This window comes from Leptolyngbya sp. AN10 (assembly GCF_050565645.1).
Taxonomy (GTDB): domain Bacteria; phylum Cyanobacteriota; class Cyanobacteriia; order Leptolyngbyales; family Leptolyngbyaceae; genus Leptolyngbya.
This window is the reverse complement of the sequence record NZ_JBNXVP010000016.1, coordinates 46,292-58,431: the sequence shown is the minus strand read 5'-3', so window position 1 is coordinate 58,431 and position 12,140 is coordinate 46,292. Positions and strand designations below refer to the sequence as shown.

Here is a 12,140-nt window from a genome sequence, read left to right as displayed (position 1 = left end):
CAGATCGTACTGCTAAATTTTCATGCTGCTGCTGGAACGTCTTTTATCTTCGACAACGTTCAGTCCATTCTTTTAGAGACTGCTTCGGATCAAGTACTGCCTGAGTCAACGAAGGAACGTCTAGAACTGCTCTGTTTATCAGCGTATCGATCGCATCGAGATATACTACATCTCCTTCTTCGTAATACAGCAGAAATGAATTCAGCGGCAGTAACGTTGTTAGTTCAGTCCAGAAGTAAATTTCTGGCTGCAAGACATACTCTTGTTTTTCTTCATCCCACTTGTCTACTACACGAGTTGTGTAGTAGCCTTCCTGTTCACCGGAAAACGATACAAGTGTCCGATCTGCATTCTCAGATGTTGCGGTTAGCCCCCAGTTAACGCAGAAAATGCAGAAGTCTGACCAGGATTTGATTGGGAAGATATTACTTTGAATCTTGACCATTATTATCTTCTTTGTGTGGTGCTCTAGCCTTTGGGTATCATTCTGAGTTCTAGTTCGAAGTCAATGATTTTACGTTCTAACAACAACCAGGTTCAGGTTATCCTCAGTCTGCTGCCGATGTAGCAGTTGTTAACTACCAATTTCAGCGATTAAGCTTTGTATTACCCAATTAATGTCGCGGTTTGAGGTTTTGTTTACACTGTCAGCTATCATTCTTCGAAAGAAGGCTCTGAAAATCGGATTGGTTAAAATTTTCTAGATCAGGAAGGTTTGCTAATATACGGACAGCCAATGCCGTCTCTATTCCATACTCCACTGATCCTGCACGGGCTTGACGACCGTATTCTTCAAGTTGCTGCTCGACTTGTTCTGTATCCGTTAACATAAATCGCTGCCGCCAAAGAATCGGCATTCCTGCTTCTGCAATGCGACGGCGATTGTCGGATTCAGCGAGAATCGTACTGATACGGGCGTAATATTCTTTTTCACGTTCGATCAGCCGATCGCAGATTGCAGCCCAGTCTTGCTCGTATTTCATTAGGTTTCTCCAGATATTATTTCCTGCCTGCGTGTTTATAAACTGAAATTGATTCGTTTTGTAAGAAAGACAACAAAAGCAACCGACTTCGGATTAGGTTGAGTGTTCGGGTCGATTACTTTTCCCATTAAATCGGCAATTCCTTTGTGTTCTAGAAGCCACTCGTCGTTTTCAATGGTTAAGTATCCTACTCCAAGATTGCTTTAACGGTCTTTTCGACATCGGTAACGTGTTGACAAGATTTAATCTGCGTCATGAATTCGAGCATTCCTGTCTCATCTTGAAGAACTCGGTAGTCAAGTAAACAGAGTGCAACGTGCATAACGGTACAGGGAGCATGTGCAAACTGAATGAGTTCTGAGGCTTCTAGATAGAGTAAATCTGCTGCTTCATCGGTAAGATTATATTTCATTCGGTTTGCGATTCCGACTAGAACCTCCCGCATTGATCGTCGAACAAGTTCAAGTTCCGGCAGCGACAGCGGTAGATGATTCATTGTGTGTTCTGGTATTCCTAATGTGGGTAATTTTGGTCTTGCTGCTGTTAGTTTTTAACACCTACCAATCCTTTTCCTCCACAGTGAAAGAGAGCTTTTGGACTCCATCTGAGCGCATCACGTAGAATGAATGGTTTAAATCTGTCATTTCTAAGACAATGTGATTGTCGGATAACCGATAATCTGCTAAGCCGGAATCAATTGAATCGACTACAGGCTGCGGTAGCTCAATCATGGGTGATTTGACCATTGCTGAACGGTAGGGATAAATTCCAGTTAGATACCAACCCGGGATGAGCTGTAAACCATTAAGCTGTTGTTTCATTAGGTTCTCCGTGACACCCCCACTTCGCTCCGCTAAAACCGCACTGGAGTTCATTTCAGGTTGGCGGTAGCCAAAGTTCAGTATTACGATACTCAAGCGTCGATCGTGCTGGTGTGCCAGATCGGAACAGGGGGTGATTTCAGTAAAATGAAGCTTTCATTCTTGATTCATCGTTTGCAATTTGAGCTACACGGTTTCGGGATTTCTCACTTTGCAAGGAATCAGATACAGAGACCGCCACTTGTTGCCGATCTTGCTTATGTCTTAGGGGCGTAAAGACTGGCGGTAAAGCCGCAGTGTTTTGGCTCCTTGAGCAAATTCTACCCTGACCCAACCTTGCTGATAGAAAAGCTGCTTAATTGCACTCTGTTGGTCTTGATCAAAAACCCTCAAGTTGACCGGTAGCGGAATTTCGATTTCGATTTGGCACCCGTTGTCTCTTTGTTGTCGTTGTGCATTAACGTATTGAACAAACTGATTTTTGAACTCATCAAAGTTCTGGCTAATTTCGGTTGCGCTGGTTGGGGGCGCAGGCAAGATTTTGTCAGTACTGGGCGGAAGTGCTCTACGCGAGAGCTTAAAGGTTTTGTTGTCATCGGCAAATTCCGCTAACGTCCACTGAGCTTCTAGATAGCGATCGCAGATATCTTGAATGACTTGTGGATTCCTTAACTGAAACTGCGGAGGCAACGGAATTAGGATGTCTTCTTGAGCAAGATCGTCGTAGATTGGACGTTGACTTTCAATGAAGTTGATAAATGTGTCTCTGATCTGTCCTAAATCAGAAATGCTGCTTTGCGGACCACTTGGAGTTTTATTCATACCTTTGCCTGTGTCAGAATTGTGTAGATAACCGTTTCAATATCTTGAGTGACAGATACCCAAGCTGCATCTCTATCTTTCCAGCTCGTGATAGGAACCCCATTGGGGGGCAACCACTGTAACTTTCTAAGGTCTTCGAGTGCGCTCAAGTTGAAAGGTCGTACAAGAATGGGAATCACGATCGACTGCTGTGCCTCGTGTTGCCGGACAGCCCGCTTAATCTCATACTCGTAACACCAGTCATTGTTGAAAAAACTTGAACTACACAGCAGCAAGATGATTTTTGCTGACTCGATCGAGTGAGTAATGTTTTCTTGCCACTCGCGACCTGGGGGGACGGAGCGGTGATCATTTAACGTGATTAATTTTCTTCGAATTAATGAACTTAGGTGAGATTTAAGTTCATCTCTTAGATTTTCGTCGGTGTCATCGTAGGCGATGTAGACAGAGGTGATCATAGGTTTGCTTTAGTTTTGGAATGGATTTTAGTTGAAGCCACTGAAGTCTTGCAGTTGAAGTTCTTGCTGGTTTATTGCGAGTGCTAAATCTTGTAGCTTTTGCCAGCAGGGATCTTCGGAAATTGGTTTTCGTCTGTATTCTGGCATGATTTGAGCGATTTCGCTGCTGCCAATTGATTCGGGAAATGATTCCAGTATTATGACTACGACGATGAGCAGTGCCTGTTGAAAGGCAACACTTTTCCCTGCACAGTAAGCGATATCAAAGCAGGCGTTGCAGGTGCGACCTGCACGAACTCGTACACCAAATAGCATTGGTTTAAGACCGACTTGCCACTGTTCGGTTTCGGATGTCCACCGTAAATGTAGATCTACGGTCGGTTGTGCTTTGTTAAACCTCATAATTTGTTGTAATTTGGGGTATGTGAAATTTTATAAGAACTTTGGAAGTTCCTCTGATCTCTTTTTCATAGAACAATCAAGCAATTACGGTTCTCCGTTCTTTGCTGCTATGTTTAATAAGCTAGAACAACGGTATTTGTGTTTTCAGTTTTGGACTTAAAGCTTGATTAATTGCTTTATGTTGTTTTTTCTATTACTTTTACTGTCTTAGTTTTAAGCGCGGTTTTCTTACTACTAGCATGTCTTGAAGCAAAAAATATTTGCGGTTGTATGAGAGTCCAACGGTGCGCTGAATCGCATTCCAAGCGGTCTATAGCAAAACCAAGCTTGGCACTTTCTAAGCACACAATCTCTTGAAATTCTATACGGGTGCTTCTAGCGGTTAAGATGCAGCTATCTGATTCGAAAATTTGTGTTCAGTGATGGTGTGGTTGTCTAGGGAAGCTGGCGCTAGAATCACAAGAGGTCATTTCCAAGCATCAGTACCGATTTCTAAGATATGAGTGTTCAAGCGAAATTTGATTGTTTTTCTTCTATTTAACAATTTTTCGATAGAAGTTACGCTCTGGCGGCACTCCAGCTTCTTCAAGCATTGCTGCCATTGTTTCTTGCATTATACGGCTAGAAGCGTGGTAGGCTTTTTTGAGTGTAGACTCAACGGATTGACTGAGCTGTTCAGAAGAAGAATGCATCGCCTCACTTGAGATAGAGACTCCGACTGGCGCTTGCAGACCATTGAGGACAATAGAAATAAAGGTATCGTCGGAAATTTCCTCAATCTGCATAGCTTGTAGCTGTGACTGTACTTTATCTGCGCTTGCTTGAATCTTTTGTGTTGCTTTAATTATTTGTATCAGTTCATCTCGGTCCGAATCGTTGGACGGTCGAGCTTTTTTGTGGTTTTCCATCATTAACTTTGCCTTGTGCGGTATTCAAACTAAAAACTGATTTCTGAATTTTGATGTTGGTGCAACTGCGCCTTTAGGAGGCGCTACATCATATTACTGAGTTTTTCGTTAGATCGCTATTTGCCAAATTTAAGCCCCTGACTCTAGGTTGGAAGCCTATTAATGCTGGTTTTTCACGAGTACTAGTGCCTCAGCACTGTCCAGCTAGTGGTCAGTGTCTAGATCCGTCACAGCGATCCGGTTCTTTCGGTGGAGTTCGTGTTTTTAATGCCTCAATTCGCTTTGCTTTATGAAGGAGTTCTAGCGTTTTTTCGAACGAAGTGCTTGAACGCGCTCTGCTAAAACTCCCTCTAAAGAGTAGACCTCAAGATGTGAATTTTCAGCGTATTCACATCCCCCAATCTGAAGAGCAAGAACATCTTTTTGAACATCAATAAGAAAATGCCAACCCGCTTTTGAATCGAATCTTACAGCATCCAGTACAAATATTTCCTTGTTTGCTCTTTTTGCAATTCCTAAAGCATGATTCTCGAAAATGTTGAAAGCGGTTGTTGTTCTTCCTATTGGAAGAAGAAAGATACTTCTCTCCTTATTTTGCTCGATAAAGGCTTGAAGACATTCTATTTGATTTGGATTATCTTTGATATTTCCATAATCAAATAGACCCATCGAAGAATGCATAATTAAGACTTGTTCTATGGTTGTTGAAGTAGAGATAAAAACATAACCAGAACAGGCTCCATGTCCTATACTTACAACTGGAAAGTCGTTGTTTTTCGTCAATAAAACTGCGGATTTTTCATAAATTTCAATGCAATTATCTATGCTTTTTTCGGGTAGAAAGTTAATTAAACTTGGCATTGTTCTTAAGTACTCCAGACTCATTTATAGTTAACGCTTTATCTCGCGCACAATCATGCGGTTTTAATTTCGGTGGTCGTGAAGCGCTAAACTACGAAATTTCTACTACCGTTTCTTTAGCAAAATCCACCTTTATCTTAATGATTATGAACCTACCAATCTTTGGCAAGCAGTTGTTATTTTTACTGAACGCCGCTTCAATGCGCTTTCTGCAGCCTGAAGGCGGGCGAATTCGGTCAAGAGTTTTGAGGTCAGTCTGGGCAAGCTACTTTCATCCCCCGATGAATCGTTGGGCGCTAAACTCCGGAAGCGCGGGCAACCCTAGAGATGCCTCCATACCCCAGGCTCTGTGCTTCTGTGGCAAGTACCAACCACTGTTGTCGTTCATCGAGATGCGGTAAGATCAGCAATAATTTCTCGCACAGTTTCTGCTCATCGTCTGGTGAATGTGCTTCAGTCTGTTCCATTAATAATCAATTGATACAATCCTTGGTTCTTGAGGATCAGTCAACTCAAGCATAAATCCCAGTTCAAGCGGTTCAGTTTTTGCAAGAGCTGAAGTTGAAGGCAAATATCCTGTTGCCCTTACCCTTGCACTCACTAAATCTGATCCTTGAAGTTGGGCGAGTTGGATGTCTTCAATCACAACTGTATGATACTTGGAATGCAGGATCGCATCTCGAAAAGCTGTGCGACTGCTAACTGGAAGTAGGTCTAGCTTCTGTTCCTTAACTGTTGTCTCTGTGCGATTGCTGTAGGATGTTGTAATCCAATCATTCAAAAACCTGAACACTGCATGATACTCAACTCTGAAATCGAGCCATGTTGCTTGCTCGCGGAGCGTCGAGTGATCCTCAATCGATTCATCTAGCACGATGCCAAATTCACTTTCAAGCTGATTCTTTAACAATGTGTAGGGTATCGTCGCGCACCATCCTGCCAAATCCCAAAAGTCCGACTCTTGCGTTAACGATTGATACCGCTCGATCGACAAGCTCAAAGCGTATCTCCAAATTTCTGCTAATTTTCGCTCTGTTTCAGTAAACTGCTGCACGTCGTTAACCTCTTCATCAATAGACATAATTTTGTTGTCTATCTGCTGCTGTTCGGAGCTTGTATGCGTCAATTTTTGGGAGTAGTCTGGAATGTCCCTATAATTAATTGGAGCTATTCTCTGAAGAATTTCTGGGACTGCATCGAGATACCGCAAGGTATGAGTGAGTCGATTTGTGCTGTCTCGATAAAAACCCGTATCCATCTTGCCTTTTGCAACGATTTCAGCTAGTTGCATATCAATTTCCTGATCGAAGCCAAGATCGGAAAAATTGAGAAGTGCAGACTGATGATTGTCAATCTCCACAGCTTCAGTAGTTCCTTGGGCTTTGAGTCTTTCAGCCAATTCAACGTTGAGAAATTCCCGCTCCTCCGCGCTCGCTTGCTTAAGCCACTCTTCCCGTTGCACCTCACTCAAATTTAGAAATTCATCAAGACGCATGAAGGAGTAACTCCTGTTATCTGAATGTATAGCCTCATTGTACTGTTGAAGTAGAGGTTGTACCGGCTATTTGTTGATGGTTCCTTAGGGTTGAGTTAGTTAGATTATCACTGTATAGAAACGGCAGGTTCTATTCCAGTACACTTCGCAATTTCGATTAGATAGTTTTAAGCTATTTCTAATATTGATCTTCTCGTTTTCAAATTTCTGGAATTTCCAAATCCTTAAATAATGCTTGATAAATCATTAATGTAAGTTGTTTCCACATAGATCAGCTTATGATTGTGCTGCTGCTTTCTAATAATTTTAACAACTCAACAACTCATTCAGATTCTACGTTTTACTAGTATTTTCACGTATGGTAAGAATATCTATGATATCCTTTTGGGCGTAGGCGGCTTTCGTTACCGAGTCTATATCTTCATCTAAATTCGGAGGGGATGAGTCTTTATCCTGTTTTGCTTGTGATTAGTTGCGTTGTGTTTTCTGTACTTGTTGTGTCTTTGAGATTTGTTGTACTAACCTATGCCAGAATCTTCTTTAGGTTTGTCTATTGCTAATTTGGTTCCCCAGCAGGTTGCTGATGAATTATGTCAGGACTTTGCGGTTCGTTTGAGTTCAAAGTTGGAATTAATGGGTATAGATTTTGCGTTTCCTGCTTCTTTTCAGCGATTTCCTTTGCATCAAAGCTGCTGCTTGATCACAGACTGGGCGAAGACGGGTAAATCTTTAACGCTGGAATTGGCGGAGCAGAATTTACGTCTAATTCTTGATGTTCTTTATGATCAGCAAGCTGATGCTATCTGGCATAACTATCAGTGCTTTGGATCGCCTCATGTTTCTGGAGGAGTATCCCTTAAATCCTGGGAGCTTGCGCTTGCTGCGGCTTTTGCTCGTCATGCTGTTCTAACTACTGGTGTTATTGGACGAAATGGCTTTCGATCCTTGACTGGGAAGTCTGACTTGGAGGTGGAGACGTTGCATAACGAGTACTGGGATAAACGAGGTGGAAGAGTTAATGCCTTCGCTCCTGAAAAAATTCAAGCTTTACTTGCACAGACAGGTGTTCAGGGCTTTTGATTACGGTTGAGGAGGTTTAAGTTCGATTGTTTCTTTTCCTGAGGTGAACTTTATGGGTAGTTCCGATATTGCAGCAATCCGAGCATCAGCTACAGATTTCCTAGATAGGATATGAACAATAACCATACATAAAAGCTCTGGCAAATGTAAAGGTTTGACAGTGGGTTGCAAGCTTGAATAACAGCTTGACTGCCCAAAAGCGATGACACAATCGAGCATACTTGCGAATGAACTGCTTCGCTTGCAGCCAAACATCTTCAATCGGATTTTGCTCCGGGGCACGAGGAGCGAGGCGAACACAAGTGATGTTCCATTGCTCAGATGACAGTCCTGCATTGACTTGAGCGAGAAACTCTTGCATCATGGCTGAACGATGGTAGTTGACTCCATCCCACACGATGATCAAGCGAGTGGACGGGTCGTAGCACGATTGCAGGTACTTGAGAAAGGCAACCGTGTTGACCTCGTTGCCCGCACTGTACTCTTGCACCACCACTTGTTTGGTCAAGTAGTCCAAAGCTCCATAGTAGGTTTGACGCTCTCGCGTTGATGCAATGGGCACATCCACCCGCTGATTCCGCCGACTCCAGGCGTATCCACTCACATCGCCCCACACCAAATGGCACTCGTCGAGAAACAACACCCTCACGTGCCCACTGGCAATTTCGCTTCGCCACTGCGACAAGAGCGCCAAAATCTCGGTTTTTTTTCGCTGACTTGATCCACATCTTTATCGGGGTGCGTCGGGTGTGACTTTTTCCAACTAAATCCTGCTTGTTGCAGCAATGAATAGTAGCTTTGGCGTGACTGATAGACCACCCCGTACTCCGTTTCGAGGTGCAGCATCACTTCCTCAATTGTCCAGTAATCCTGTTGGTCGAGCCATGCCAGTAACGATTGTTTCTGTTCCTGAGTCAGATAGCCTTGCGTCCCCCAGTAGTTCGACTTCAATCCCTCGACTCCGCCACGCTCATAACGCTTGTTGGCTTCTGTGATAAACCCGATGGAAACGTGCATCACATCTCGGATCTGGCGATACCGGTATCCCTGCTGACTCATTTGAACCGCGAGGGCACGTTTGAGTTCATTCGCAGGCGGATTACTTTGGATGTACTGTTGAAGCTCAATCATCAAGTTGGTGTTTGGGTTAGGAGTCACCTGATTGTATCACTGTTCACATCCTATCTGGGCAAGCTGTACTTCTGATTGGCTTACCCAACTTCGTAAAGGGCATCGGGTTGAGGTTTGGTATTTATTCCATGGTTCCTGGCTCAAGCGGATTTTGGCGATCGCTAATGTCTCTCATTCTACAATTTTCATTCCTGGTGCTTCTGACACCAATTTGAGGGGGGTGTGGGGTGGATCTGGGGGATACTTTTTTCGAGAGACAGGGGTCGATGCGAGATCGATTTCTGTAAAGTCCGGTGAGGACGTAGATTTTATTACTCCTGCTGCTGGGGAAGATTACACCGTGTGTCGCTTTGACTCTAACCAATCCGAAGTAGATTTTTATCCCAAGCCGGAAGAATTAGGCACTACTCTTGAATGGTTGCTTTCTATTACCTCTGGAACGTTAGTTGCGATTCATTTCTGGGTAACTCCCCAGAACGGGCGATCTCGTCGATATTACGTGTGTCGAACTGTTCAGAATGTAACTTCACAGTATATTTTTGTTGCTGATGCTTCTCCAGAGCGAGTAATGGGTTTGCCTGCTAAGACTGCTCATGGCAGGGGCAAGTTTGAGCGTAGTACGGGATTTCGGTTGAATGCCAGGGATTCTCTAGGAGACTTCATTAGCCCTATGTCTTGTGCCGATTTTGATCCGTTAGGTAGAACAAGCTTAAGCCACGTTGAGGCAATAGAGGCAAAACCATTGCCTGTATGGAGGTTTGATTCGTTGGTCGATAGCTCTATGACGCTCTGGAGGCGTTGGGTTACTGACTCGATTCACTTGATTTCGAGCTTGGTTTACTTTGAGGTAGGACAGCGGTTTGGTTTAAGGGGATGCCCCCGATGTTATCCAGAACATTATCGGGATCGAGTGCTTCCGGAGAAAGGACCATTGGCGCGGATTAAGCACTGGGAGGATTGTCACTCCAGCGTTCTTCTGGGTAGGGGCGATCTGCAATGGATACTGGGAGAACCACAAGTTGTGGATAGGACAGCCATAAGCGAACTCCTTTCAGGGCAAGCGGAAATTTCAATTTCTCAGTTAGCGAACAAGCTTGATCAAACTGCGTTGCAGGAGCGGTTTTTAAGTTCTTTAGAGTTCAAAAAGTGGGAACTTGTGAATCAGCAAAGGAAAAAGTGTGATGTGGTACTGGATAGGTTGGTAAAAGCGTTCTTTTCTGACTTCTTGCCAATTGTGTCTCTTGAGTATTTGCGATCGCTTGATAGTCTTGAACTTACTCAGAACCTTGATTTTTGGGTTAGAACTATTTTTTTGCGTTTGATTGTGAAGCAAAACTTTTCAACCCAGGGGCAAGTTGAGAACTTATTGGATCGTTATTTTTGTCGTGATTTTGTGACGGTAAGTATATTAGAAGAGTTAGGTGTTTTGAGCGAGCCAGGATGAATCTATACTGGTCGCTGCGATTGGATATTTGTCTCTCTATTAATATTTTTGCTCTGTTGTCGTTGAGTTAATTCTTGGTTTATGGTTCTTCAGATTAAGCCCATTGATTCCAATCTGCGTGGGAGTACCGCATTTTATAAAATGCGGAAGGCTCCAGAGCTTTATGAGTGTGATGTTCCTGAATATCTGCTCGATACTCCTTCTTTTGAATTTTACCCTATTGGTTCTGCCAGTGGTTTTGAGGCATGGCTTCAGTCGCTTTTTTCTGATTCAGGAGCCAGGGGTGTTTGTTTTGGAGATGCTTCTGTTGGCAAGACTTTTGCAGCAATTCATTTTGCTCGTAATCATTCTGCATTACAGTACCGCTATGTGTCCCAACAGGTTCCTGTAGTTTTTATTCGACCAGAACCTTGTACTCTTCTTTCTTTACTGAAGGATGTCTCTTATGATATTTTTCCTTGGGTTGCCGTTTCTCAGTGTCGAGGTCGGGCCGATTCTGGAGGAGCAAAGTATTGGCAGCCGAAGGCTGTGGAACTACTTCGGGCGGCTAAAACAAAGTTGTTAATTGTTGATACTTCTTCTTTATGGCAACCCAATTACTGGAAGGAGGTTCTTCAGTTTTTTGATGAAGTTATTCCTGATATTTCTGTTGCTTTGATAGGCACCCCTCTGATGATTGATTGGTTTATGCATCAGACTCCTTCACTCTGTCGGTGGCAGTCCTTCTGTTACAGCTGCTTGGATGAACACCAGTGCCTAGAACTGATGCGGTTGTGGGAAGTGAAGGCTTTGGGGAATCATTGTATTGACTGGCAGGGTTGTAGCCAGTTATTAGCAGAGATTACAGGTGGACTTCCAGAGCGTGTTTTGGGTGTATTGAGGTCGGCGTATGATTTATCATATCGACGGCAAGCTGAGCAGGAAATAAATGCTGAACAGCCCAAGAAATGCTGGATTTATCATGATGATGAGGGCAATTCAAGGTCTACCTATCCTGATAAGTATTGGTTTGGAAGCCAAGAGAAAGACGATGCTGCCCTTGCTCGTAAAGTATTGGAATTAAAGAAACGAACTTTTAACATTAGTCGTTTTATAGAAACACTTTCTTGTGAATTAGTTAAGCTTGAGCAAGCTAAAATTGCTTCTCTTTCTTCTCAACATTTTTTTCAGTTAAGACTTTACGAGAGTCTAAGAGAGTACCGCTTAACTTCTGAACAGAAGCCACTTCTAACTGTTTTGCAGTTAATTGGAGATGATTATGTGTTGAGGCAGTCTATTCGAAATAGGGTTATTTTTGCGTTTGAAAATCACAGCTTGGTTGGGGATCTGCTTTTGGAAGATCTTCGTATTCAGTGGGATTATGTGGATTTTAGTACCATAGATGGGGCAGGGATGTCGCCGGAGAGGATTGCTTATGCTTTAGATGCCTATTTTTCTTTGAAGAACCAGTCTGATGTTTCGACTTTACCTGATTTGGATTCTGTCAGTGCTATGTTGTCGTCTTTTAATCCTTCGATTCGGCAAAGCTCGGACGATTCTGGTGTTTCTAGGTATTTAACCTCGTTTTTGATGAATGAGTTGAGTTTGTCCATTATTAGAAATAGAAGAAGGTCCTAGCTAACAAACTTGCGATCAGTCGATTTTCAAAGCGTTCGCAAGACGGGTTGAATCGCTCAATGCGCTCCGCACTATTTGAGTTTCCTCGCTTACTGAGTAAATATTAAACCAGTGGAAG

General features: G+C 43.2%; 17 protein-coding genes and 1 pseudogene. 4 read left to right on the top strand and 14 right to left on the bottom strand.

Translation table 11 applies throughout. The annotated features are described in order from the left end of the window. Positions 1-43 precede the first annotated feature (43 nt). From ACQ4M5_RS21865 to ACQ4M5_RS21825, 9 genes are all read right to left on the bottom strand, one after another. Positions 44-445 (bottom strand): hypothetical protein, encoded by a 402-nt coding sequence (locus ACQ4M5_RS21865; protein ID WP_430677785.1) that lies wholly within the window; start codon positions 443-445, stop codon positions 44-46. Between the two features lie 202 nt (positions 446-647). Continuing rightward, entirely contained in the window at positions 648-983 is a 336-nt protein-coding gene (locus ACQ4M5_RS21860; RefSeq protein ID WP_430677784.1) for a hypothetical protein, read from the bottom strand. Between the two features lie 187 nt (positions 984-1,170). Beyond that, positions 1,171-1,479, bottom strand: a complete 309-nt coding sequence (locus tag ACQ4M5_RS21855; protein WP_430677783.1) for a hypothetical protein — start codon at positions 1,477-1,479, stop codon at positions 1,171-1,173. A gap of 61 nt (positions 1,480-1,540) precedes the next feature. After that, positions 1,541-1,804, bottom strand: a complete 264-nt coding sequence (locus ACQ4M5_RS21850) for a hypothetical protein (protein ID WP_430677782.1) — start codon at positions 1,802-1,804, stop codon at positions 1,541-1,543. A 264-nt stretch (positions 1,805-2,068) separates the two neighbouring features. After that, a complete protein-coding gene (locus ACQ4M5_RS21845; RefSeq protein ID WP_430677781.1) occupies positions 2,069-2,626 on the bottom strand; it encodes a hypothetical protein in 558 nt (185 codons plus the stop codon). Continuing rightward, a complete protein-coding gene (locus ACQ4M5_RS21840) occupies positions 2,623-3,084 on the bottom strand; it encodes a toll/interleukin-1 receptor domain-containing protein (RefSeq protein WP_430677780.1) in 462 nt (153 codons plus the stop codon). The genes ACQ4M5_RS21845 and ACQ4M5_RS21840 overlap by 4 nt, the downstream gene beginning before the upstream one ends. A gap of 27 nt (positions 3,085-3,111) precedes the next feature. Continuing rightward, a complete protein-coding gene (locus ACQ4M5_RS21835; RefSeq protein ID WP_430677779.1) occupies positions 3,112-3,486 on the bottom strand; it encodes a hypothetical protein in 375 nt (124 codons plus the stop codon). A gap of 533 nt (positions 3,487-4,019) precedes the next feature. Further along, a complete protein-coding gene (locus ACQ4M5_RS21830) occupies positions 4,020-4,397 on the bottom strand; it encodes a YbaB/EbfC family nucleoid-associated protein (protein WP_430677778.1) in 378 nt (125 codons plus the stop codon). A 297-nt stretch (positions 4,398-4,694) separates the two neighbouring features. Beyond that, positions 4,695-5,255, bottom strand: coding sequence for a hypothetical protein (locus ACQ4M5_RS21825; protein ID WP_430677777.1), 561 nt, complete (start codon positions 5,253-5,255; stop codon positions 4,695-4,697). 106 nt (positions 5,256-5,361) lie between these two features. Between ACQ4M5_RS21825 and ACQ4M5_RS21820 the strand changes: the two are divergent. Then, a pseudogene (locus ACQ4M5_RS21820) lies at positions 5,362-5,475 on the top strand (DUF2887 domain-containing protein); the annotation flags it as partial. Positions 5,476-5,551: 76 nt separating this feature from the next. On the opposite strand, the gene ACQ4M5_RS21815 reads toward ACQ4M5_RS21820, so the two are convergent. Together ACQ4M5_RS21815 and ACQ4M5_RS21810 are read right to left on the bottom strand one after the other, a co-directional pair. After that, positions 5,552-5,722, bottom strand: a complete 171-nt coding sequence (locus ACQ4M5_RS21815) for a hypothetical protein (RefSeq protein ID WP_430677952.1) — start codon at positions 5,720-5,722, stop codon at positions 5,552-5,554. Then, a complete protein-coding gene (locus ACQ4M5_RS21810; protein ID WP_430677776.1) occupies positions 5,722-6,750 on the bottom strand; it encodes a hypothetical protein in 1,029 nt (342 codons plus the stop codon). Before ACQ4M5_RS21810 ends, ACQ4M5_RS21815 begins: the two co-directional genes overlap by 1 nt. Positions 6,751-7,275: 525 nt before the next feature. Between ACQ4M5_RS21810 and ACQ4M5_RS21805 the strand changes: the two genes are divergently transcribed. Then, positions 7,276-7,830 (top strand): hypothetical protein, encoded by a 555-nt coding sequence (locus ACQ4M5_RS21805; protein ID WP_430677775.1) that lies wholly within the window; start codon positions 7,276-7,278, stop codon positions 7,828-7,830. 100 nt (positions 7,831-7,930) lie between these two features. Here ACQ4M5_RS21805 and ACQ4M5_RS21800 read toward each other — a convergent pair whose 3' ends face one another. The 3 genes from ACQ4M5_RS21800 to ACQ4M5_RS21790 form a co-directional block, all read right to left on the bottom strand. Further along, positions 7,931-8,473, bottom strand: a complete 543-nt coding sequence (locus ACQ4M5_RS21800) for an IS630 family transposase (RefSeq protein WP_430677774.1) — start codon at positions 8,471-8,473, stop codon at positions 7,931-7,933. A 2-nt stretch (positions 8,474-8,475) separates the two neighbouring features. Continuing rightward, a complete protein-coding gene (locus ACQ4M5_RS21795; RefSeq protein ID WP_430677773.1) occupies positions 8,476-8,988 on the bottom strand; it encodes a helix-turn-helix domain-containing protein in 513 nt (170 codons plus the stop codon). Between the two features lie 776 nt (positions 8,989-9,764). Then, positions 9,765-9,893: a hypothetical protein gene (locus tag ACQ4M5_RS21790; protein WP_430677772.1), complete on the bottom strand. Its 129-nt coding sequence runs from the start codon at positions 9,891-9,893 to the stop codon at positions 9,765-9,767. Here ACQ4M5_RS21790 and ACQ4M5_RS21785 point away from each other — a divergent pair. Together ACQ4M5_RS21785 and ACQ4M5_RS21780 are read left to right on the top strand one after the other, a co-directional pair. Next, positions 9,893-10,405: a hypothetical protein gene (locus tag ACQ4M5_RS21785; RefSeq protein ID WP_430677771.1), complete on the top strand. Its 513-nt coding sequence runs from the start codon at positions 9,893-9,895 to the stop codon at positions 10,403-10,405. The two genes, ACQ4M5_RS21790 and ACQ4M5_RS21785, sit on opposite strands and share 1 nt — an antisense overlap. An 81-nt stretch (positions 10,406-10,486) precedes the next feature. Beyond that, positions 10,487-12,022: a hypothetical protein gene (locus ACQ4M5_RS21780; RefSeq protein WP_430677770.1), complete on the top strand. Its 1,536-nt coding sequence runs from the start codon at positions 10,487-10,489 to the stop codon at positions 12,020-12,022. Positions 12,023-12,140: the final 118 nt, after the last annotated feature.